This is a genomic window from Niveispirillum sp. KHB5.9 (assembly GCF_048066115.1).
Taxonomy (GTDB): Bacteria; Pseudomonadota; Alphaproteobacteria; order Azospirillales; family Azospirillaceae; genus Niveispirillum.
The window spans coordinates 248,559-271,186 of record NZ_JBLTYX010000004.1 but is presented as its reverse complement, the minus strand read 5'-3'; the positions used below and the strand labels follow the sequence as shown (position 1 = coordinate 271,186).

Here is a 22,628-nt window from a genome sequence, read left to right as displayed (position 1 = left end):
GATGCTTCTGGCCATCGATGCCGGTAATACAAATGTCGTCTTCGCTGTGTTCGACGGTGACGAGAAGAGGGCGCATTGGCGCATCTCCACCGACACCCAGCGCACGGCCGACGAATATGCCGTGTGGCTGGTCACGCTGATGGCCATGAAGGGGCTGACCCAGGACGATATCGACGCCGCCATCCTGTCCTCCGTGGTGCCGACCCAGACCTATGCCCTGGTCAAGCTGACCGAGGATCATTTCGGCTGCACGCCCATGCGTGTGGGCGACCCGTCGGTGACCCTGGGGCTGGAGGTCAAGCTGACCAACCCGCGTGAGGCGGGGGCGGACCGGCTGGTCAATGCCGTATCGGCCAAGGCGGCATATCCGGTGCCGCTGATCGTCATCGATATCGGCACGGGCACGACGTTCGACGTGGTCGATGCCGACGGCAACTTCGCCGGCGGTGTCATCGCGCCCGGCCCCGCCTTGTCACTGGACGCGCTGCACCGGGTGGCCGCACAGTTGCCCAAGGTCGATATCGCCAAACCTGAGGCGGCCATCGGTCGCGGCACGGTCGCGGCGATGCAGTCGGGCATGTTCTGGGGCTATACCGGGATGATCGAGGGGATCCTGAAGAAGATCATCGCCGAGCTGTCGCCCTATGGGCAGACGCCGGTGACGGTGATCGGAACCGGTGGCCTTGTCCGCCTGTTCGCTGAAGGGACCGACATGATCCACCATATTGATGGGGACCTGACGTTGCGCGGTCTCCGGCTGATCCATGAACGCAACGCCGCCGCCAACTGAAAACAGGACCGAATGACGCAAGCAAAGCATCTGGAGAGTAAGGATTTCGACCCGAAGGGCCTGCATTTCGTCCCCCTGGGCGGTGCGGGCGAAATCGGGATGAACCTGAACCTCTACCACCATCAGGGCAAGTGGCTGATGGTCGATCTTGGCGTCAGTTTCGGTGACGAAACGACCCCTGGGGTCGATATCATCCTACCCGATACCAGCTTCATCGAGGAGCGGCGGGGCGACCTGCTGGGCATCGTCGTCACCCACGCGCATGAGGACCATCTGGGTGCCATCCCCTATCTGTGGGAGGATTTGCGCGTCCCCGTCTGGTGCACGCCATTCACGGCCAGCTTCCTGAAGGCGAAGCTGACCGAGACGGGCCTGCAGAACAAGGTGCCGATCAACATCATCCCGCTGGGTGGCAAGGCCAGCATCGGTCCTTTCGATCTCGAACTGATTTCCCTGACCCATTCGATCCCCGAGCCCAACGCGCTGGTCATCCGCACCGGCGCCGGCACGGTGCTGCATACGGGCGACTGGAAGCTGGACCCCGACCCCGTCATCGGCCTGCTGGCGGATGAGGAGGCGTTGCAGAAGCTGGGGCGCCAGGGCGTGGATGCGATGATCTGCGACAGCACCAACGCCATGGTGCCCGGCACGTCCGGGTCCGAAGCGGCGGTACAGGAAAGCCTGAAGGAGCTGTTCAGCCGCCACACCGAAACCCGCATCGCCGTCACCTGCTTTGCGAGCAACGTGGCGCGGCTGCATTCCATTGCCATCGCCGCCCGGGCCAATGACCGGCAGGTGGCGCTGGCCGGCCGGTCGCTGTGGCGCATCAACGATGCCGCTCGCGCCAATGGCTATCTGACCGACCTGCCGCCGTTCCTGTCGGAGCGGGAGGCGGGATATGTGCCGCGTGAGAAGCTGGTGGTGATCTGCACCGGCAGCCAGGGGGAACCACGCGCCGCCCTGGCTCGCATCGCCAATGACGACCACCCCGACGTGGTGCTGGAACGGGGCGACGTGGTGATCTTCTCCGCCCGCGAAATCCCGGGCAATGAGAAGGGCATCGCCAAGATCCAGAACGGCCTGATGCGCCAGGGGATCGAGGTGATCACGGCGGATGAGGAATTCGTCCATGTCTCCGGTCATCCTGCACGGGATGAGTTGGTGCAGATGTACCAGTGGGTGCGGCCCCGCATCGCCATCCCCGTGCATGGCGAACATCGTCACCTGACGGTGCATGCCGCCCTGGCCCGTGACTGTCAGGTGCCGGAGGTATTGGTGCCCGATGATGGCATGGTCATCCGCTTGGGGCCGGGCCCGGCCGCCAATCTGGGCCATGTCCATGCCGGCAAGCTGTGTATCGATGGCAAGCGCATCGTGCCGCTGACCAATATGGCGCTGCGCGGCCGTACCCGCATGGCGCAATCCGGCGTGTCCATGGTCACCCTGGTAATGACCCCCCGGGGCGACCTGCTGGCCGACCCCAAGGTATCCGCCATCGGCCTGCTGGAAGAGGATGAGGTGGATGAGGAGACGACGGACCTGATTGCACGCGTGCGCGGTGCCGTTGAACAGCTCTCCAGGACCGCCCGCATGGATGACGCCCAGGTGAAGGAGGCGGCGCGTCTGGCCATCCGCCGGTCCTTCCATTCCAGCCAGGGGCGCAAGCCCCTGACGGAAGTGCATCTGGTCCGGGTGTAGAGCCAGTTCCCGCAGTCGGGAACTGGCTTCGGCGGCGACCGCCGCCGCGGCGCCCATGCGCCGTGAAGCCAAGCCACGGATGTGGCGCCGGCGCTTGAGGGATTGAAAGCTGCCCGCGCGATTTGTCACGGGTGACGACGGCGTCGCCCGTGGCTATCTTTCGGCCGGAAAACCAAAAGAGGGGAGCCCAGGGATGATCGGCCGTTTGAACCATGTCGCCATTGTCGTGCCGGATCTGGCCGTCGCGTCGGAAACCTATCGCACCACGCTGGGTGCCACGGTGTCGGCACCGCTGGATCTGCCCGAACATGGCGTGACCACCGTGTTCGTGGAATTGCCCAACACCAAGATCGAGCTACTGCATCCCCTGGGCGAGGGCAGTACCATTGGCAAGTTCCTGACCAACAACCCGTCCGGCGGTATCCATCATGTCTGTTACGAGGTGGAGGATATCATCGCGTCGCGCGACAAGCTGAAGGCCGACGGTCTGCGCGTGCTGGGCGATGGGGAGCCGAAGATCGGTGCCCATGGCAAGCCGGTGCTGTTCCTGCATCCGAAGGACCTGTTCGGCACCCTGGTCGAGATCGAGCAGGTTTAAGGGAGCGAGACCATGGGCTGGGCAACCTGGGCTGCCATCTATTTCACCGTCTGGTGGACGGTCCTGTTCCTGGTGCTGCCGTTCGGCCGCACGCAGGAAGGCAATGTGGATGAGGTGGGGCACCAGCCCGGCGCACCCGCCAAGCCCCTGCTGATGAAAAAGTTCCTGTGGACCTCGATCATCTCGGCCGTACTGGTGTTCCTGGGCTGGGCCAGTGTGCATTTCGGCTGGGTGGATTGGCCGGGTCTGTTCCGGGATTAGAGCGATTTTCCTTGGATCGGAATTCCTCTCTCCCGTCATCCCGGCGCAAGCCGGGACCCAGGGGCCAAGCGCCCGACTTTGCGGCGGCTTTGATCAAGGCAGCGTACAGATTTGATCCTGTGGCCTCTGGGTCCCGGCTTTCGCCGGGATGACGGAGTGGTATATCGGCACCCTGCCACCCCTCAATCCTTGGCCTTGGCCACGCACTTGTCCCCATCCGGCCCCTTGCCATCCTTGCAGGTACGGGTGGCCAGCATCGGCTCGGTCAGTTCGACCATGCGGTTGCTGCCATTCTTCTGCCGTTGCAGGTCGAACCCGTCATAAAGCTTGCCCGATGCCGTATAGGTGCGGAACTTCAGGCGGCCCGTCTCCACATCGACGATCTGGTACAGCTCCGTGGCCTCGGCCACCTTGTCCGGCTGGGTGCCGGCGCGGTCGTTCAGGCCGTACATCTTGGATCCGGCGACGGAGACCAGATAGACCGGCCCCTGGGTCTTGCCGCTCTTGCGGGCGGTGATGCCGGCGGCGCGTCCGGCTTCCGACGACAGGCGGCTGTAGCAATGGTCATGGCCCTGCAGGACCAGATCGACCTTGCGCTTGTCGAAGATCGGTTTCCAGGCGGCCTTCAACGCCTCGGTATCGTTGGGCCGGGCGCAGGTGAAGATCGGCTGATGGAACAGCACGAAGTTCCAGGTGGCCTTGCTGGCGGCCAGCGTATCGTCCAGCCACTTGGTCTGCACATCCAGTTGCCCCAGGTCCAGGGCCGCCGTGCCGTCCAGCACGATGAACCGCACGCCCTGGTAATCGACATAATAGGTGGTGGCCGTCAGGCCTGCAGCACCGTTGGCGGGCAAGGCGAACTGCGCCTGCCAATGCTGGCCCAGCTTCCGGGATTCGCTGCCGTCGGGCAGGATACGGTCGGCATACTCATGGTTCCCGGTGGCCGGCAGCTGCGGCACCATGGCGTAGCTGTAGCCGCCCGCCTGGGTCCATTCGCCCCATTCATCATCATGGTCCAGATCGTCGCGCTGCGCGATCAGGTCGCCGGCATGCACCACCAGCTCCACCTTGCCCTCATGGAACCCGCGGCGGATGACGCGCGAGGCGAAGTCCAGGATGCCGTTCTGGGTGTCGCCCAGATACATGAAGCGGAAGGGCCTGGCCTCGGTCGCCGCCGTCTTGAACTGGTGCCATTCGGTGAACCCGGCCTGTCCCTTGACGCGATAGGCATAGACCGTGTCCGGCTTCAGGCCGGTGAAGCGCACATGATGGTAATGGGCCAGGCCGTTGGAACTGGGCAGAACGGTGGAGGTGCCGGTAACCGTGCTGGCATGCTTCTCCAGCGTCGGGCCATCCACGGCGATGGCCAGTTGCGCCTCCGCCGTGCGCTGCATGCTGTCGGTGCGGAAGGACACGGCCATCTCCGTCGCCGGATCGGCACCGGGCGTCAGCACGACGCGATCGGGGATGTTGCGTACGGTATAGGGCAGGCCCGGCGTGCGCGGGATCTCGATGGGTGGCAGGTCATCGGCCAAGGCGGGCAGGGAAGGGGCCATCAGCGCAAGGCCGCAGACGAAAAGCCGCAGGGTCGAGATCATCCGGGTCTCCTGGAAATGGTGCGGGGCCCGGCCGGGCCTTTCATGAAGGCCGGTCGCGGACCCCGTTGGTCATGAAATCATGTCAGGCCAGCCCTGACGGCTAGCTGACGGATCAGAAATTGAACTTGGCGCCGAACTTGCCGGTCCAACTGTACTCTTCGTACTGGAGCAGGTTCTGGCGGCCACCGATCTTGTTATAGGCGGTGTAGGTGGCGTCGTTGGCGTTCACCAGTTCCGCGAACAGACGGACATTCTCGGTCACGCGGTACTTGGCGCTGAAATCCCACTGGCGGTGCGGCTTGATCCAGCGATCCTCCTCGGCATCGCCGCCCAGCTCGTCCAGATAGCCCGAACGATAGGTCAGCGAGGCGCGCAGGGTGATCGGACCCTTCTCATAACCCAGGGCGAAATTGGCTGTGTGCTTGGACGAGGCGGGCAGGGACACGGTGCGGCCCAGCACGTCGCCCTCGGCATCGGTGTAGGTATAATTGGCGTTGACCAGCAGCCCGTCGAAGGGCGCCGGCAGCTCGGTGAAGGCCTGGGCATAGGCCAGCTCGATGCCCTTCACCTTGGCCTTGTCGCCATTGACGGGGATCACCGCCTCGTCATAGCCGATGCCGGCGAAACTGCCGTTCTCGAACTCGGCATCGACGATGAAGTCGTTGATCTTCTTATAGAACACGCCCGCCTGGATGACGGAGTTGCTGGCGAAGTAATATTCCAGCGTGGCGTCGAAATTATGCGCCTTGTAGGGGTTCAGCTCGGGATTGCCGAACTCGCCCGACCGCTCATTATCGTCATTCTCCTCGATCACGAAGCGCGGGGCCATCTTGCCGAAGGACGGGCGCATGATCGACTTGAAGTACGCGGCACGGGCCACGACATCGTCGCCCAGCTCGTAACGCAGGTTCAGGCTGGGCATCCAGTCCGTGTAATCCTTCTTGAAGGATACGGGCGTGGTGAACAGCGTATCCTCGTCCAGCTCGACACCGCCGACGGTGGCACCTTCCTCGACCAACTCCAGACGCGTGCCGCTCAGCTCGACCTTGGTCTGCTCAACACGCACGCCGCCGATCAGGCGCAGCGGGCCATTGTCATAGCGGCCCTGGACATAGCCGGCATAGATATCCTCGCTGGCGTCGAAATTCTCGGCGGCCGACGCGAAGTCGGTATCCAGCTGGTCCAACTCGAACTTGCCCAGGTTGGTGCGCACGAAACCGCGCACGCCCTTCAGGTCGGGCACCGTGCCGATATCGGCCAGGCCATAGCTGGGCTTGCCGATCACGTCGGCCAGGGTGAAGTCGCCATCATAACCGTCGAACACGTCATAGATGAAGGACAGGCTCTTATCGCGCAGGCGGGCCTTGCCGCCGAACTTCACCTGCGCCGAACCTTCATCCAGGTCGATGTCGTAGGCGGCATCGGCCTTGAAGGAATATTCCTCGTCCTTGCTGTTCTCGTCCGTCGTCCGCTCCAGCTTGTCGAACTCATAGTTGGATGCGTCCAGGAAGGCGGCGCTGCCCCGGGTGATGGAATAGGCCGGCTTCTTCAGGTTGGCATAGTCGATGGCCACACCCAGCGACCCCTCATCCTCGAATTCCTGCTGGAAGACGATGGGGTCGAAGGAACCATCCTCCCACTGCCGGGCCTGGGAATAGGCCGCGTCATAGGTCAGGGTCCATTTGTCCAGGAAGGTCTCGCCACCCACGGAGAAGGTCTTGACCGACTGCACCTCGCGACGGTCCTTCAGGTCGCGTTCCACCGTGATCGCGGTATCGCCGCTATCATCGATGCCGAAGGTGGCACGGCTGCCATTGACGGCGATGTCGGCGTCGGCCAGATCGAACACCAGGCGTGTGCGCTTCTCGGTATCGTCGAACTTCGAATAGAGCGAGCGCAGATAGAGCGAGGTGGTCTCCCCGGCGCGGAAATCGAAATTCAGCGTGCCGCCATAACGCTTACGGCGCACATCGTAATCGCGATATTCCAAATCCTCGGCATAGAGGCCGCCCGACGTTTCCTCCCAGCCATCCGCCTCGACATTGTCGGTGGAGAATTTGCGGTCGTAATAGCTGAAGCCGCCGGCCACGCCGATATTGTCGGTCAGGCGGGTGGAGAAATCGATGCTGCCCTTGGGCGAGGTCTTCTCGTTCAGGTCGTTGTACGACCCTTCGATGGAGCCCGACACGAAGCCCGTCTTGCGGTCGAAGGCCGACGTGGTCTTGATCTCGATGGAGGCGCCGATCGTGTCGGCATCCATGTCCGGCGTCAGGCTCTTCTTGATGTCGATGCTCTCGATCAGTTCCGACGGGATCACGTCCATGGCCACGGCGCGGTCATCGCCGCCGGTGGCCAGGATGCGGTTGCCGTTGATCGAGGCGGAGTTCAGGTTGGGATCAAGGCCACGCACGGAGACGAAGCGGCCTTCACCCTGGTCGTTCAGCGTGTTGACGCCCGGCGCGCGGCGGATGCTCTCCGCCACGTTCTGGTCAGGGAAATTGCCGATACTGTCGCGCGACAGGGTGGTCTGCACGCTGTCGGACGAACGCTGGCGTGAGATGGAGGAGGCGAGGTTGGCGCGCTGGCCCACCACCAGGATTTCCGCCAGTTCGGTATTGGCACCGGCCAGGGCGAACTGGGCGCTGATGTCACCGGCCTGCGGCACGGTGATCTGCTGGACCTGATCCTCGGCGCCGGAATAGCGCACATGCAGCTTGTAGGTGCCGGCGGGCACGCTGGCGAAGCGGAAGGAGCCGTCGGCCTGCACCGTGGCGCTCTGCCCCAATTCCACCAGGGTGACCTCCGCACCGCGCAGCGCGCTGGTCCCGGTTACGTCGGTGACGGTACCGGTGACCGCACCGGCATAGACGGCGGAGACGGCGCCGGTGGAAACGATCGCCGTCGTCGCCAGCAGCCGGGCCGCACGCCGGAAGCCGAGAGAGAAGGTGTGGTGCATGAGGATCCCCAACTGTCGGAAGGCTTTTGCAGCGGGGGTAGCGGGAATGTGTGACAGTTTGAGTTGAGTTTCGTTAAAGAAACATGCTGCGGTGCAGCTATGGCTTTTTGGTCACGCTTTTGCGGTCCCGGGGATACAATTCGGTACAAATTTAGTACAAAAAGCGAACATCTGTCGCGACAAGCGATCTGGTAACGGCTATCCTGCCCCTCTTTCATCGGTCAAAGGATGGCGGGCGTGTCGGGCTATTGCGATGTGGCGCCGGGGCATGAATGGCATGGCCCCTATCATCAACATGAATATGGTGTGCCCCTGAGGGGCGATGACGAGCTGTTTGAGCGGCTGGTGCTGGAGATCAACCAAGCCGGCCTGTCCTGGCTGACCATCCTGAAGAAGCGCGAGAGCTTCCGTGCCGCCTATGCCGGCTTCGTGGTCGACAGGGTGGCAGCCTTCGGGCCGGATGATATCGACCGGCTGCTGGCCGATCCCGGCATCATCCGCAACAAGCTGAAGGTGCATGCCGCCATTCATAATGCCCAGGTGATCCAGCGCCTGCGCGACAGCCATGGTTCGTTCCATGCCTGGCTGCTGGCCCATCACCCGCGGGCCAAGGCCGACTGGGTGAAACTGTTCGCCAAGAATTTCCGTTTTACCGGTGGCGAGATCGTGGGCGAGTTCCTGATGAGCATCGGCTTCCTGCCCGGCGCCCACCGGGCCGACTGTCCCGCCGGAATGGCGATGATGAGTCTCGATTTGCCGTGGAAGCGGGCCGTGGACGGGGGCTTTGCCGGATATGCCGCCTTCTGATTGGGCAAACGCCTGTTCGGATGGTCGGCATTTGCACAAGGTGTAGGCAAAAACCTAAAAATCGACCAAATAAAAAGGCAAGCCGACGAAATCGGCTTGCCTTTAAATTCAGAAAACTGAAAACTTATCTTGTCGAACGGGGTTGGATCCCTGTTTTGACACCGCCTGGTGGCGATTCCTCCCTAAACTCAGGCCGCGCTGCCTTGCTGGCGCGGTCTTTTCTTTTGTGGGGCGGAGTATAAGCAGCGCTCGCAAAAGCCGTCACCATCTAAATTCAATGAATGCGCGTTAAGCTTAAAAATGCAGCGGCCACTGTTGCCGCCTTGCCACGATTGCATGCGTCCAGACGACCCCATAACCCCACCGCATGGCTCACTGTCATGTGAGTGATGTTCTAAGTATATGAAAAACAACAGATTTGACGACAAGTGAAGGTTTCGTGGCGGAACGATCGGTCGTCGCGCTTTACGTGAACGGAAGATGTGCCCATTTAGGGGGCGATTGCACATAAAATAGCCGTTGCTATCGGTACCATGATTTTTGCTGCCTACTGAACGAGCTTCATCCCTCGCCATAAGAAAAGGCCGCCCCCGATGGGAGCGGCCCTTGTCATCGAATCATCCAGAATCACTCACGCCAACAAAATAAATTTCAGCAGGAACAGCAGCGCCAGCACCGCCACCACCGGCCCGACATCGCGCCAGCGTCCGGCCAGGATCTTGATGCCGGCATAGGTGATGAAGCCGATGGCGATGCCATGCGCGATGGAATAGGTCAGCGGCATGGAAATGGCCGTCATCACCGCCGGTGCATAATCGGTGACATCGTCCCAATCCACCTCCGTCAACCCCCGCGCCATCAGGCAGGCTATATAGAGCAGGGCGGGTGCCGTCGCATAGGCGGGGATGTTGGCGGCCAGTGGTGCGAAGAACAGGCAGGCCAGGAACAGCAATGCCACGGTCACCGCCGTCAACCCGCTGCGCCCGCCGACATTGGTGCCAGCCGCACTCTCAATATAGGAGGTGACGGTGGAGGTGCCCAGCGTGGCGCCGATGGTGGTGGCCGCTGCATCGGCGAACAAAGCCCGCTTCAGCCGCGGCAGCTTGCCATCCTTGTCCAGCAGCCCGGCGCGGTGCGACACACCGATCAAGGTGCCGGCCGTGTCGAACAGGTCGACGAAGAAGAAGGCGAAGACCACGGTGATCAGCCCGACACTGAACGCGCCCGACAGGTCCATGGCCATGAAGGTCGGGCTGGGGTCCGGCGGCAGGGAGACGACGCGGCCGTTGAAGGGCGACACGCCCGCCACCATGCCGATGATCGCCACGGCCAGGATGGTGAGGATCACCGCCCCCGTCACCTTGCGCGCCGCCAGGGCGCACAGCAGGATGAAGCCGATGGCCGCCAGCACCGGCGGCGCCTTGGTCAGATCGCCCATGGTGACCAGCGTCACCGGATGCGCCTGGATCAAACCGGCATTCTCCAGCGCGATGATGGCCAGGAACAGACCGATGCCGGCGGAAATCGCCAGCTTCAGTGTGCGGGGGATGGCATTCACCACTGCCTCGCGGATGGGCAGGATCGACAGGATGATGAACAGCACGCCCGACAGGAACACCGCCCCCAGCGCCACCTGCCAGGAATGGCCCATCTGCCCCACCACGGTGAAGGCGAAATAGGCATTCAGCCCCATGCCCGGCGCCTGGGCGATCGGGTAATTGGCATAGAGCCCCATGATGGCCGACCCGATGGCCGCCGCCACGCAGGTGGCCACGAATACCGCCCCATGATCCATCCCCGCCGCCGACAGAATCTGCGGATTGACGAAGATGATGTAGGCCATTGTTAAAAAGGTGGTGAAACCGGCCAGCAACTCCGTCCGGACATCACTGCCCAGTTCGTTCAGCTTGAAGTAGGATGTCAGCATGTGCGGGACGCCCCAGCGAAGGAGGGGGAGGGAAGGGATGCCAGTATTCATTGAAAAAGCCTTGAGGGCCATAGGGTTGATGGCGCTTTTCGCAGGCGCGGCATCGCCCGCCCTGGCGCAATCCGACCTGCCCACCATCCGTGTCGATCCCGCCGCCTGCCGCTATGTCACACGGCATCAGCCCAGTGCCGATGTCGAGTACAAGCCGGGCGTGGATGTGCATGGCAAGCCGGTGGCCCCGGCCGACCTGCCCGATGGCGCGTCGATCCAGATGCCCGACCATATCGATATCCAGCTGACCACCGATATCGCCCGCCGCTTCGGCTTTCAGACAAATAACCTCTACCGGGGGGAGGCGCAGATCGGTACCGTGACGGTGCAGGGCAGTCAGGTCCTGTTCAACGGCCGCCCCATCCAGCCGGCGGCCGAGGCCGACCTGCTGGCGCTCTGTGCCAAGACACCGCGTTGATAGCGAAGGATAAACCCATGGACCGCGCCGCCGCCAAAGCCATCCTGAAACAGCGGATCGACCAGGCCATGGGGCGCAACCGCGCCGACCTCGTCATCAAGAATGTCCGGTTGCTGAACGTGGCCACGGGCACGATCGAGGAAACCGATATCGCCATCTGCGGCGACACCATCGTCGGCACCTATGATCGCTATGATGGATTGGTGGAGATCGACGGCAAGGGCCGCTTCGCCGTGCCCGGCTTCATCGATACCCATGTCCATTGCGAAAGCACCCTGGTCGCCCCGTCGGAATTCGACCGTTGCGTCCTGCAGCGCGGCACCACCACCGCCATCTGCGATCCGCACGAAATCTGCAATGTGCTGGGGGAGACGGGGCTGAAATATTTCCTGGACTCATCGCTGTCCACCGCCATGGATCTGCGCGTCCAGCTCTCGTCCTGCGTGCCGGCCACGCATCTGGAAACGGCGGGTGCCCGACTGAAGGCCGACGATCTGGCCCGCCACCGCCACCATCCCAAGGTCATCGGTCTGGCCGAGTTCATGAACTTCCCCGGCGTGCTGTGGAAGGATGAGGAGGTGCTGGACAAGCTGGCGGAATTCTACGGCGCCCATATCGATGGCCATTCTCCGCTGGTCACTGGCAAGGAGTTGAACGCCTATCTCTCCTGCGGCATCCGCAACTGCCATGAATGCACCAGCCAGGCCGAAGCGCGGGAGAAGATCGCCAAGGGCATGCAGGTGCTGATCCGCGACGGGTCGGTATCCAAGGACGTGGATCAGCTGTCGGGCCTGATCGACCCGCTGACCAGCCCCTTCCTGGCCTTCTGCACCGACGACCGCAACCCGCTGGACATTGCCGAGGAAGGGCATCTGGATCATCTGATCCGCCGTGCCATCGCCGGCGGGGCCGATATAGCGTCCACATACCGCACGGCCACCTGGTCGGCGGCGCGCGGCTTCGGGCTGAAGGATCGGGGGCTGGTGGCACCGGGATATCTGGCCGACATTGTCCTGCTGGACGATCTGGCGCAGTGCACGGTCGCCCAAGTGATTCGCGCCGGCAAGCCGGTAACGCCGGACAGCTTCGCCGGCCGCACCTCCCCGCCGCCTGTCGGCCTGAATTCCATCAAGCGCGACCGGGTGGTGGCCGACGACCTGGCCATTCCCGCAAGCGGCCCCGGCACGCCGGTCATCGGCGTCCTGCCCAACAAGATCATCACCGAGGCCTTGCAGGCCAGCGTTCCCTACCGCAATGGCCGCCGCCATGCCGACCCGGACAATGACATCCTGAAGATCGTCGTGGTCGAACGCCACGGCTTCACCCGCAATATCGGCAAGGGCTTCGTGAAGGGCTTCGGTATCAGGTCGGGTGCTTTGGCCAGTTCCGTGGGCCATGACAGCCACAATATCTGTGCCGTGGGTGCCGCCGATGCCGACATGGTCGTCGCCATCAACCGCCTGACCGAGATCGGCGGCGGCTTCGTGGCCGTCAAGGATGGCGCGGTGGTCGGCGAACTGGCCCTGCCCGTGGCCGGTCTGATGAGCCTGAAACCGTTCGAGGCGGTGGAACATGAGCTGGAGGCGCTGCGTGCCTCGGTCAAGGCGCTGGGCTGCCCGCTGGCGGAGCCGTTCCTGCAACTGGCCTTCCTGCCCCTGCCGGTGATCCCGCACCTGAAGATCACCGATATGGGGCTGGTGGATGTGGACAGGTTCGAGTTGGTGGCGGCATGAGAAAACGCCCCATCCGATGCTGCCATGAGCATCGGATGGGGCGCATTCCAGTTGATCAGCCTCAGATCAGGGCAATTTTGCAGAAGATCATGCAGCCGCTCGAATTATCCTCCACCAGTTTCTGCAACAGGGCGGTGAATGCCACCTTCTCCGTCTGCAGCATGGCGAAGGGCGCATAGCCGAACTCGAAGCTTTCACCCAGCAGGGAAGCGACCTTCTCCAGCTTGTCCGGATGGGCCCGGAAGCCTTCCGCGGCGAAGTCCAGGAACAGCAGTCGCGCCTGCTTCAAGGTCTGCTTTGCCCCGGTCAGTGCGGCCAGTTCACCGCGACCGCGAATTGTCGACACCACGACCTGGGCGGGCTCATCGAAATAGTCATCAACCCGAACGCAGTTCACATACAGAATTTCAGCGCCGGTGGTTACGATGTCGTCCGCCTCGACCAGATCGACCAGACCAGCGCCCTGGCCCTGACCCCGTGCAAATCGTGCAACGGCGTTGTGGTCGTAGGCGGCAAGCCGCTCGACCTTGGTATTGGCGCAGCTATTCACCTGACAGGTCAATGACAGCGCCTCAACCACGGCGGCATCGGGGTCCAATGCCCAGGCGAAGCGCGCGCGGCGGGCGATATCGACAATCTTGGTCGAATAGCCGGGGCCGAGCAGCAGAACGGAATCGTCCGGCAGCAGCAGGTTTGTCACATAGGCGGGCAACTCCTGCTGGGTGAAATTTCCCGGGTCGGTGGAAGAGACGCTGCCCGGCTGGACGATGAACTTGTCCGCCCTTCTGTACAGCGTGCCGACCAGACCGTCGCGCTGCTCGAACGTGTGTTCCCTGAGCTGGTGGTAGTTATTGTAATTTGTGAAATCGCTATTCAGATTCTCCGCCTCTTCGAGGGAGTTTATCTCAATTATCTTGCGCCGTTTGCGCAAGGACTGCTCGGCCAGCTTGGCGTTGGAGCGCGAATAGGTGTCGATCTCGTCACTGTCAAGATGCCCCTTCAGCCGGGCCGGCACACCGCAGCCGGGGCAGAATTTCTTGACCTGCGAGGCGAAGTCCTGCAGCGGCTTGCACCACCAGCCTTCAACGACCGGATAGCCGTTATCCTCACCCCGTGCCAGATCGAACGATCCCGCCACTTCGCAAAAATAGGCCCGCAGCTCACCCTTGTTCTGCAGCACCGTGGCGGACCATTGGCGATTGATGTCGCAGGTCGAGATTTGGTCCCACATCTCCGCCTTGTCGGGATACAGGTCCTGCACGGCCGTCAACAAGGGCGAATGGTGGGAATGTCCGTTGAAGAAATTGACCCTCGGGATCAGCTTCTTCAGTCTTTCCAGTGACTTGCGCCCACGTTGATCGTTGTGGGGATTGAGGTTGAAAAAGCCGAACGTGTCCGCGATAAGCTGCTCATAGTCGAACAGGTTGTTCGACCAGAGGCCACGCTGTGACTTATTCGGGATTTCCTCCGCGAAAATCCGGCACAGTTCCTCAAACTGCTTATGGACGCAGGGATTGCCGCCGATCATGGCGATCACGCCGTTGAAGCCGCGCAGGCTCCGCAATGCCAGCCGGAAATTATCGGGTGTCATATCCCAGAAGCTAGTCTGGTTCTTCAGCAGCCTGGTGCAGTTCGAGCAGTGAAGGTCGCACTTGTTCGTCACATCGACGCAGATGATATGCATCTCGTATGGCGAGCGCATCCGGGCGATTGCGGCGTCGGCGAACTGGTCGTCATTCACAGTCGATATATCCGCAAGCACGGTACTTCTCCTGGCTTCTGTCCCGGAAAGCGGGGATACCAACCGCTCGCTCGGTATCATCGCGGTCGGGAAAGAGCAGCATGATCATAGGATGACAGGCCTTGTGGCCCCGGCTCTTCAAATCGTTCCACCGAGCGCGCCAATGTCAGACCCAAGTTACCTAGATGAATGCATACTGTCGAGATAGCAAGCGAGCGAAGATGGATTGGAAGCGCTCGACATCCGGCGCTATCTCGTCCCGCGCCAACTCGGGACGCCGCAGGTCAAGATCGGAGTCAATCCAGATCAGGCGGCGGAATTCATGCATCAGGCTGCATTCATAAACCCAGTTGTCGGGATGCGAGACATCCGGGTTGTCCCCATGGACATTGACCGTGGCCGGAAATGGAAAGATGGCAAACGCCTTCACATCGCCGTTGTAGATGAAATGGCGTAAAGCAACATCATATGCTGCGGGTATACTGTTGGAATTGAAGGTCGTGAACATCTTGTGCAGGGAGGCATTGTTCACAACATAGGCACCGGCGCCGATAAAGCCATATCGATGGCGAAGTGCTTCCAGGTTTAACATCATGGTTTCATTTTTTAAGGCACAATGCTGCCTTAACGAAAAGATCGACGGCATATCGATGGCGCGGGGGATCAGCAGATCAAGGAAAAGAATATCCCAGCTGTCCGGCTCCATGTCATTAATCGCCAGATTGACCATCGCCTCGGCCTTTGGCGAGAATTCGGCATCATCTTCGGCGATCAGAAGATGTGATTTCCAGCCGCTTTCGATGGCCCGCCTCATGCAGCCGATATGGCTCAGCCAATTGCCCTTCAGGGTCGGGGATGCGGGGCCCGCCATATTGGTCACCGCGTCGGAGCTCCACAAGACCGCGGGAAACCGGTGCAGCTTCCAGGCGCTGGAGAAATTCGCCTCGCGGAAGTTCCGTTCCAGCGCTTCGCGCCGTTCAACAGCCCGGTCCAGATTAATGTAAATCAAGTCAATATTCGGCATCGGACGAGCCCTAAACGGTTGGTCTATAACGCGATTTGTACGATTGCGGCGTCAATGGCCCATAGCCGCCCGCGTCCTTGATCCTAATATTTGCCAGCGGCAATCCCGATGTGAAAAGGCCGGTGCGCGGCGGGGCCGGGCCTGCGACCTTCCGGGGGTGGCGATCAGTCAAGGTTGCAGCATCCCCTGTCCATAACCGCCATGCGGATTTCCCTAATGGCTTTGACTTGCTATGATGGAGCCATCCGCAAGATGGCTGATGATGATGCCGGTTACAACAATGTCTTTTGATCGGTCGCAGCATCCGCAGCCGTGGTGTCGATGGGTACGCTTTCTAGCCCCCCTGGTTGCGGTGGTACTTGGGTTGTCGCCGGCGCGGGCCGCCGACTGGTCGGCCTTTTCCGAGCCGCTGTTCGAGCGGTTGGGGCGGGAACAGGGTCTGCCCAACGACGTGGTGGGTGCCATCGTCCAGGATCAGGCAGGCTTCATCTGGTTCGGCACCGGTGGCGGGCTGGCCCGCTATGACGGACACCGGTTCCGCCATTACACGGGCAATGCCGGCGATCCGGGAAGCCTGCCCGACAGTTATGTCACCGCGCTGCATGTCGATTCCAAGGGTGTCTTGTGGGTGGGCACCAATGCCGGTGGCCTAGCGCGGTTCGACGCGGCCACCGACCGGTTCGTGCGGGTCAATGACGGGCTGCTGAACCTGTCGATCCTGTCGATCCTGACCGATGCGCAGGGAAGGCTGTGGGTGGGGACGGTGGGCGGCGTGCATATGCGCGACCCGGCCACGGGGGCCAGCCGCTTCTATGCCCGCCGCGGGCCGGAGCCGGATATCCCGCCGCTGGAACAGATCCGCGACATGGTGGAGCTGCCCGATGGTGGGCTGCTGCTGGCCAGTGGGCGGGGATTGGTGCGCATCGACCCGTCGGGCGATGTGACCGCGCCTGTGTCGCTGGGCGGTGCCGTGCCGGCCGATGCCCCCATCCAGGGGCTGCTGCGCGATAGCAAGGGCCGGCTCTGGGTGACGGGGGAGTTTCCCGGGGTCGCCATGTGGGACCCGGCCACGGGCGAACAGCGGCTGTTCAACCTGCCGGGTGACGGCGAAGCGGCTGCGGCCACCATCGCCAAGCATGCCCTGGCCGAACTGGCGCCCGATCGCATCGTGATCGGCACGCAAGGGGCGGGTCTGGCGGAGCTGGACGTGGCCAGCGGCCATGTCACCATGCATCGCAACGACCCGACCCTGATCAGCAGCCTGGTGGCGTCCGACGTGCGCTCCCTGCTGGTCGACCGGTCGGGTATTCTCTGGATCGGCACCTGGGGCGGCGGGGTGGCCCGGCGCAACCCGGTGACCCGGGCCGTGCTGTCGGTTCCGGCCTCCCATATCCGTGCCGACCGCCTGTCCGACCCGCAGGTGCGCAGCCTGATGCTGGCCGGCGATGGCAAGTTGTGGGCGGGGTTGCAGGCCAACGGCATCGATATCCTGGACCCGGTAACGGGCGGGCGCGATGGTATCCGGCCGGGCACCGGCGGTCTGCCCGACGGGGCCGTGCTGTCGATGGAGACCATGCCGGACGGCACCGTCTATATCGGGACGCAACGCGGGCTGTTCCGTCGCCGGCCGGCGGTGGCGAAGCTGGAGGCGGTGCCGCTGCCGGCCCCCGGTGCCAATGCCGCCGTCTGGTTCCTGATGCGCCGTGACAATGTGCTGTGGATTGCCACGGACGGGCTGGTGGCGCTGGACCTGGCCACCGGCGCCATGAATGTGGACCGGACCAGGCTGGGGGATGCGCGCTCGCTGATCGACAACCGGCTGCGCCTGCTGGCGCCCGGCCCCGATGGCGGGCTGTGGGTGGGCGGCAATGCCGGGCTGCATTATCGCGGTGCCGATGGCGGGTTTCAGCGCATCCGCAACGACCCGGCCGATGGTCAGTCGTTGAGCCATAACTTCGTCACCGCCGTTCTGACCGACCGGAAGGGCCGCATCTGGGTGGGCACGCTGGGCGGTGGGCTGAACATCCTGGAGGCCGGTTGGCAGCCGGGGCAGGTGCCGAAATTCCGCCGGTTGGGTCAGGCCGACGGCCTGCCCACCCTGCTGATCAATGCCTTGCGGGAGGATGCGGCGGGCCGCATCTGGGCCTCCACCGATGCCGGGCTGGCCGTGGTCAATGGCGACGATCTGTCGATCCAGGCGCTGGGCCGGCCGGACGGGGTGGGCGTGGGCAGCTTCTGGTCCAATTCCGCCACCATCGATGCCGATGGACAGATGATGTTCGGCGGGCGCGACGGGCTGGTGGTGGTGAAGCCTTCGCTGTTGGATGCCTGGCGCACCCTGGCCCCCACCGTGGTGACCGACCTGCGCGTGGATGGCAAGCCGGTGCCGGCCGACATCTACAATCTGCCCAACCCGCCCTCGCTCAGCCTGCTGCCTGATCAGCGGTCGCTGTCGGTGGAGTTCGCGTCGCTGGATTACACCGCCCCCGACCGCACCCGCTTTCTCTACCGTCTGGACGGGTTCGAGGAGCAGTGGATGGCCGGCGACGGCACTCACCGCCATGTCGCCTATGCCAACCTGTCGCCCGGTTCCTACCGGCTGCTGGTGCGGGGCAGCAACCGAGCCGGCATGTTCGCGCCGGAACCGCTGATCCTGCCCGTCACGGTGATGCCGGCCTGGTGGCAGACCTGGTGGTTCCGGGGCTTGGCTTTGCTGGCCCTGGGGCTGGCCGCCTGGGCGATCGTGCAGCTGCGCACGCTCAGCCTGCGTCGCCGCCAGCGGGAGCTGGAACGCGAGGTGGATGAGCGGACGGAGGTGATCGCCCGCCAGAAGGACAAGCTGGCCGCCACGCTGGAGGATCTGCGCGCCACCCAGGACCGGCTGGTGCGGGAGGAGAAGCTGGCCAGCCTGGGCCGCCTTGTCTCCGGTGTCGCGCATGAGATCAACACGCCGCTGGGCGTGGCCATCACCACCTCCAGCTTCCTGTCGGAGGAAATGGGGTCGGTCAGCCGGCAGGTCGATGGCAAGGCCCTGACCCGCACGGCCCTGTCCGACTTCCTGGCCACGGGGCGGGAGGCGATGGGCGTGCTGCAGGCCAATCTCCAGCGTGCCGCCCGGCTGGTGCAGAGCTTCAAGCAGGTCTCGGCGGAGGAATATGCCGGCCCCCGCCAGCGCCAGCGCCTGTCCACCCTGGTCGCCGAAGCCGTCGCCCCGCTTCAGCCGCGCCTGCGGGAAAAGCAGGTGACTTTCCATCTGGAGGGGATGCGGGAACTGACGGCCCTGGTGCAGCCCGGTGCCATGGTCAATGTCCTGACCAACCTGATGCTGAACGCGCTCCAGCATTCCTGGCCCCAAGGCGGCGGTGGCACCCTGACCGTGACCCTGTCGGCCATCGAGGATACGGCGGTGATCACTATCGCCGATGACGGGGTGGGCATGGATGACAATGTGCGGGCCAAGGCCTTCGACCCGTTCTTCACCACCACCCGCGACCATGGCGGCACCGGCCTGGGCCTGCACATCGTCCACAATCTGGTGGCCGGCCCCTTGTCGGGCAGCATCAGCCTGGAAAGCGCGCCGGGGTTGGGGAGCCGGTTCATCATTACGCTGCCGGGGCGGTTGGGGGTGAATAGGCGGAGGTCGTGCCGGCTCGGTTGACGTCGGGGCGAGGGGGCTTGTGCAACATTGTGAAACACAAAATCGGGTTGCGTTGCACGGATGGAATTTTGGAAACCAAGTAAAATCAAATGGTTGGTGAGTTTCGAATTCGGAGGTCCTGGTCGCTGGCTCCGAATGAATTCGGAGTGTTGTTGTGGTCTTCTCCTGTTTAAGTGGAAGGCGGTGGCAGAGAGAATCCCACCGATTTTAGGATTAATAGCCTAGACCAGATTTGATCGCCATACAAGACATGGCTGCGCCAGAGCGACAGTCAGCAGATTGGGATCAGTTGCCGTCTTCCCATGAGCCAAGTTCCTGCTGGCCCATCGGTTCCAGAAAGTCGGGAGCTTGGCCCAACGTGTCTTTCAGAATGCCAACCTTGAAGCTGCCTTGAGTCACGGGCACCAGTCGCACCATGGCCTTTGCTTCCTTGGTGATGATCACGTCCTCCCTGTTCATGGCTTGCTCAATCAGTTTGGGTAGATTGGCTTCAGCGCTGTGGATGGTGACCTGAGGCATGATGGCAGCTCCGACCAGAGATTGATCAACAAGGTTCAAATTGGCCCGAATTGGGGGAAATGAGAAGGGCGACGGATTTATGCTATGATTGTTTGATGTCTTTTGTTGAGGAAACCCTGATGCGTACCTCAGTGACGTGATCTGTGCCTGAAGATGTTGGCAGCTTCATTGATGAACTGGTGGCGCGTCGCGATAATGTTGATGTAAGCGCCGTTGTGCAGGCAGGCATTCAATTTTTGCGTTATGTTAATGAAAACTTTAAGCCATTATTGAAATGGCTGTTTTAAATCATGGGGAATATAAAACAATACTGATGATAATTGTCTAAATACATATTGGGGTGTCGGCATTATTAATTTGATTTACACTCAATAAAGTGATTAAGTAAATACCAATCGCCAATTTATATTAAAGATTTATTGATAAATTCCAAAATTTATTGTACTTATCCTATATGTTCCGGGGCGTGCTCTTTTTGTTGAATTCCCTTTGTGTCAAGTCAATGCAACGGTATAATCGGTTAGTTTGCCGAATGGCAGGCGATAAAGTTTCAATTCCTGGAGCCAGCATGGTCAGCTCAATGAATCATTCCCCTGACGATAGGGATGAGAATGAGGACAAGCATTATGTTTCTCGTTTAGAGATTGGCGGTTTGTGGGGTTATAAGGACGTATCTATTGATTTTAGGTCAGACGTAAATTTTTTAATTGGCAAAAATGGTGGAGGAAAGACCACCATAATAAATCTCATTTCCTCTATATTGTCATGCAATATGGATGCCATATTTAAAGTTCATTTTAGAAACGCTAGGGTGTATTTTTTAAGTGCGTCGGGCTCTAGTCGGCCCATGTTGTATTTTTCGCGAGTTTCTGATGGTGACTCCGGCCCTGCGCAGTCATTAACTATTCAGTTCTTTAAGAACTCGAAAGATAAGAAGCCTCTTCATTCTGCGTCTCTTCCTGCAATGTACCATCGTGGTCGGCAACGAGACGTAAGTGGATTGGGCTCCTTCTCGCAGCGACTGGCACCACTACATCCGGAGATGGCAAGCGCTATAGGATTTCTGTGCGAAGTGACTTGGCTGTCCGTGCATCGTAAGTCAGAGGCTGTAAATCTAGAAAATGATACTGGTTATGACAGCAGTGTTGATCAGCGGATAGGTGATTTGGGGAATAGATTTAATCAATATGTGACAGAAATCGACAATCTTATTAAGCGAGAGGCCAGGGAATTTGAAAAGAAAATATTTTCTTCTATTATATATGACTCATCTAAATATAATTACTCTAACAATATTCTTGAATCCATTGATCTTCCAAGTCAAAAGACATACATGTCAACGATATTTGGAGATCTTGGCGTTAATAAATCTGATTATATTGATAAGATGGACTATCATTATGAACTTGCGGAGAACGTTCGGAGAAAGTTTCTTGAAAAAGACGAGCTGCGGTTAAATGATTTGATCGTATTGGCTTCAATATTTCAAGCAGATCAGACCGCACGGTTCTGGCTAGATTATCAGCGTAAAGTTGACTCTCATTCGCGTGGAAAGAAATTTATCAAGGAGATGTTTGAAAAGTTCTTTTCTAATAAAAAACTAATAATACTGGAAGATGGAAGAATATTATTCGCCCTTTATAGGGGTAATAACTTTACAAATAGGACTTTCATTTCTCCGTTTCAGCTGTCTTCAGGTGAAAAGCAACTTTATATTTTTCTTATGGAAGCATTGTTAGAGAGAGGGCGTCCAGTGGTCTATATTGCAGATGAACCAGAGTTATCTATGCATGTCATGTGGCAGGAGCGGCTTGTAGAGTCATTGCGCCAACTAAACAAGAACGCACAGTTTATATTTGCCACACATAGTCCGGATATAGTATCGAGTTTTACAAATAATATAATAACTCTTGGGGATGATCAATAATGAATGTATTTATACGCACTGCGTCTGGATTCGGTAATTATTCCCTCTTTACTGGTGCGGAATTTATTATCTATTGTGAGGGTGGTAGCGCTTCTCTTTTGGAGGGGGAAGTGGATGGCGGTGCATATAACGCGTGCGCCGAGGATGTAACATTCTGGAGGACTGTTATTGATAAGTCTGCCCCTGGGAAGACCATTAAAATTAAGCCCCTGGGTAGCAAATCTGCAGTTGTTTCGTATGCCAAGACAATCTTAAATCGTGGAGACAAGAAAGTAATTTTTGTATTGGATCGAGATTGGGATGATATATCTGGAAAATGGATTAATGATAGCAGGGTTATTTATACAATTGGCTATTCATGGGAAAATGATGTGTTTTTCCCTGGAATGATACCTATGATAATTGGCAGTATAGGCCACCTATCTGCATTCGATGAGAACCGAATAAATGCAGATTTTCTTATAAAATTTAATAGACTGCAATGTATATTGAGAAGGTCACTATATCTGCAATTAGTCTCTTATGGCTCTGGCGTGAGCTTTGTTCCCACAAATGAGACGTGTGATGGTGTAATTCATTTCGACGACAAAAATGGGGAACTTAAGTTAAGTTATTCCCCTTTAATTTCCAGGATCAAGAAAGAAAAAGGTAAATTTAAATTGTTAAATCGAGAGATTACGGATGTACATTTGAAAGAGAGCAGATTCCCCGGGCATGTGCTGATGGGATTTTGCATACGATATATAAAGTGGTACGTAATGCAACACGAAAGATCAATTAGGTTGAATTCATCTCAGATAAAGGATTCAGCTTTAACTATATTCCGACATACCTCGAGTCATCGAAATAATGAGATTATTGATTACTATCAAGAAAAATTTAAAACTGCTTTTTACTATTCTATTTTGTGATGTTATTAAAA

17 protein-coding genes are annotated in these 22,628 nt (G+C 59.8%); 11 read left to right on the top strand and 6 right to left on the bottom strand.

Translation table 11 applies throughout. The annotated features are described in order from the left end of the window. The first annotated feature begins 1 nt into the window (after position 1). The 4 genes from ACM9HJ_RS10105 (at position 2) to ACM9HJ_RS10090 (ending at position 3,347) form a co-directional block, all read left to right on the top strand. Positions 2-790 (top strand): type III pantothenate kinase, encoded by a 789-nt coding sequence (locus ACM9HJ_RS10105; protein ID WP_416571594.1) that lies wholly within the window; start codon positions 2-4, stop codon positions 788-790. Positions 791-802: 12 nt separating this feature from the next. Continuing rightward, the gene (locus ACM9HJ_RS10100) at positions 803-2,488 is read left to right on the top strand and encodes a ribonuclease J (RefSeq protein WP_416571593.1); all 1,686 of its coding nucleotides are present in this window, start codon (positions 803-805) and stop codon (positions 2,486-2,488) included. 193 nt (positions 2,489-2,681) lie between these two features. Then, positions 2,682-3,086: a methylmalonyl-CoA epimerase gene (gene mce, locus ACM9HJ_RS10095; protein ID WP_416571592.1), complete on the top strand. Its 405-nt coding sequence runs from the start codon at positions 2,682-2,684 to the stop codon at positions 3,084-3,086. 12 nt (positions 3,087-3,098) lie between these two features. Next, positions 3,099-3,347: a DUF1467 family protein gene (locus ACM9HJ_RS10090; RefSeq protein WP_416571591.1), complete on the top strand. Its 249-nt coding sequence runs from the start codon at positions 3,099-3,101 to the stop codon at positions 3,345-3,347. 182 nt (positions 3,348-3,529) lie between these two features. Here the strand turns inward: ACM9HJ_RS10090 and ACM9HJ_RS10085 are convergent, their stop codons facing one another. Then, a complete protein-coding gene (locus ACM9HJ_RS10085) occupies positions 3,530-4,945 on the bottom strand; it encodes a metallophosphoesterase (RefSeq protein ID WP_416571590.1) in 1,416 nt (471 codons plus the stop codon). Between the two features lie 112 nt (positions 4,946-5,057). Then, positions 5,058-7,901, bottom strand: coding sequence for a TonB-dependent receptor (locus tag ACM9HJ_RS10080; RefSeq protein WP_416571589.1), 2,844 nt, complete (start codon positions 7,899-7,901; stop codon positions 5,058-5,060). A 237-nt stretch (positions 7,902-8,138) separates the two neighbouring features. Here ACM9HJ_RS10080 and ACM9HJ_RS10075 point away from each other — a divergent pair, with 237 nt between their 5' ends. After that, a complete protein-coding gene (locus ACM9HJ_RS10075; protein ID WP_416571588.1) occupies positions 8,139-8,708 on the top strand; it encodes a DNA-3-methyladenine glycosylase I in 570 nt (189 codons plus the stop codon). 631 nt (positions 8,709-9,339) lie between these two features. Here ACM9HJ_RS10075 and ACM9HJ_RS10070 read toward each other — a convergent pair. Beyond that, positions 9,340-10,635, bottom strand: coding sequence for an NCS2 family permease (locus ACM9HJ_RS10070; protein ID WP_416571587.1), 1,296 nt, complete (start codon positions 10,633-10,635; stop codon positions 9,340-9,342). Between the two features lie 79 nt (positions 10,636-10,714). On the opposite strand from ACM9HJ_RS10070, the gene ACM9HJ_RS10065 reads away from it, so the two are divergent. Together ACM9HJ_RS10065 and ade are read left to right on the top strand one after the other, a co-directional pair. Beyond that, entirely contained in the window at positions 10,715-11,104 is a 390-nt protein-coding gene (locus ACM9HJ_RS10065) for a hypothetical protein (RefSeq protein WP_416571586.1), read from the top strand. A 17-nt stretch (positions 11,105-11,121) separates the two neighbouring features. Beyond that, complete coding sequence (gene ade / locus ACM9HJ_RS10060; protein WP_416571585.1) at positions 11,122-12,837, top strand: adenine deaminase; 1,716 nt, start codon at positions 11,122-11,124, stop codon at positions 12,835-12,837. Between the two features lie 61 nt (positions 12,838-12,898). Here ade and ACM9HJ_RS10055 read toward each other — a convergent pair whose 3' ends face one another. Together ACM9HJ_RS10055 and ACM9HJ_RS10050 are read right to left on the bottom strand one after the other, a co-directional pair. Beyond that, complete coding sequence (locus ACM9HJ_RS10055) at positions 12,899-14,578, bottom strand: hypothetical protein (RefSeq protein WP_416571584.1); 1,680 nt, start codon at positions 14,576-14,578, stop codon at positions 12,899-12,901. 181 nt (positions 14,579-14,759) lie between these two features. Further along, complete coding sequence (locus tag ACM9HJ_RS10050) at positions 14,760-15,602, bottom strand: glycosyltransferase family 25 protein (protein WP_416571583.1); 843 nt, start codon at positions 15,600-15,602, stop codon at positions 14,760-14,762. Positions 15,603-15,966: 364 nt separating this feature from the next. Here ACM9HJ_RS10050 and ACM9HJ_RS10045 point away from each other — a divergent pair, with 364 nt between their 5' ends. Next, on the top strand, positions 15,967-19,260 hold the full coding sequence (locus ACM9HJ_RS10045; RefSeq protein ID WP_416571582.1) for a two-component regulator propeller domain-containing protein: 3,294 nt from the start codon (positions 15,967-15,969) through the stop codon (positions 19,258-19,260). 285 nt (positions 19,261-19,545) lie between these two features. Here the strand turns inward: ACM9HJ_RS10045 and ACM9HJ_RS10040 are convergent, their stop codons facing one another. Next, entirely contained in the window at positions 19,546-19,779 is a 234-nt protein-coding gene (locus ACM9HJ_RS10040) for a type II toxin-antitoxin system Phd/YefM family antitoxin (protein WP_416571581.1), read from the bottom strand. Positions 19,780-19,922: 143 nt separating this feature from the next. On the opposite strand from ACM9HJ_RS10040, the gene ACM9HJ_RS10035 reads away from it, so the two are divergent. From ACM9HJ_RS10035 to ACM9HJ_RS10025, 3 genes are all read left to right on the top strand, one after another. Further along, on the top strand, positions 19,923-20,066 hold the full coding sequence (locus ACM9HJ_RS10035) for a hypothetical protein (RefSeq protein WP_416571580.1): 144 nt from the start codon (positions 19,923-19,925) through the stop codon (positions 20,064-20,066). Between the two features lie 245 nt (positions 20,067-20,311). Then, on the top strand, positions 20,312-21,706 hold the full coding sequence (locus ACM9HJ_RS10030; RefSeq protein WP_416571579.1) for an AAA family ATPase: 1,395 nt from the start codon (positions 20,312-20,314) through the stop codon (positions 21,704-21,706). Next, entirely contained in the window at positions 21,706-22,617 is a 912-nt protein-coding gene (locus ACM9HJ_RS10025) for a DUF4435 domain-containing protein (protein ID WP_416571578.1), read from the top strand. Before ACM9HJ_RS10030 ends, ACM9HJ_RS10025 begins: the two co-directional genes overlap by 1 nt. Positions 22,618-22,628 lie beyond the last annotated feature (11 nt).

Coding starts and splice junctions, on each gene's coding strand:
- ACM9HJ_RS10105 (WP_416571594.1), top strand. CDS start 2: ATGCTTCTGGCCATCGATGCCGGTAATACAAATGTCGTCTTCGCTGTG.
- ACM9HJ_RS10100 (WP_416571593.1), top strand. CDS start 803: ATGACGCAAGCAAAGCATCTGGAGAGTAAGGATTTCGACCCGAAGGGC.
- mce (WP_416571592.1), top strand. CDS start 2,682: ATGATCGGCCGTTTGAACCATGTCGCCATTGTCGTGCCGGATCTGGCC.
- ACM9HJ_RS10090 (WP_416571591.1), top strand. CDS start 3,099: ATGGGCTGGGCAACCTGGGCTGCCATCTATTTCACCGTCTGGTGGACG.
- ACM9HJ_RS10085 (WP_416571590.1), bottom strand. CDS start 4,945: ATGATCTCGACCCTGCGGCTTTTCGTCTGCGGCCTTGCGCTGATGGCC.
- ACM9HJ_RS10080 (WP_416571589.1), bottom strand. CDS start 7,901: ATGCACCACACCTTCTCTCTCGGCTTCCGGCGTGCGGCCCGGCTGCTG.
- ACM9HJ_RS10070 (WP_416571587.1), bottom strand. CDS start 10,635: ATGCTGACATCCTACTTCAAGCTGAACGAACTGGGCAGTGATGTCCGG.
- ACM9HJ_RS10065 (WP_416571586.1), top strand. CDS start 10,715: ATGGCGCTTTTCGCAGGCGCGGCATCGCCCGCCCTGGCGCAATCCGAC.
- ade (WP_416571585.1), top strand. CDS start 11,122: ATGGACCGCGCCGCCGCCAAAGCCATCCTGAAACAGCGGATCGACCAG.
- ACM9HJ_RS10050 (WP_416571583.1), bottom strand. CDS start 15,602: ATGCCGAATATTGACTTGATTTACATTAATCTGGACCGGGCTGTTGAA.
- ACM9HJ_RS10040 (WP_416571581.1), bottom strand. CDS start 19,779: ATGCCTCAGGTCACCATCCACAGCGCTGAAGCCAATCTACCCAAACTG.
- ACM9HJ_RS10030 (WP_416571579.1), top strand. CDS start 20,312: ATGGCAGGCGATAAAGTTTCAATTCCTGGAGCCAGCATGGTCAGCTCA.
- ACM9HJ_RS10025 (WP_416571578.1), top strand. CDS start 21,706: ATGAATGTATTTATACGCACTGCGTCTGGATTCGGTAATTATTCCCTC.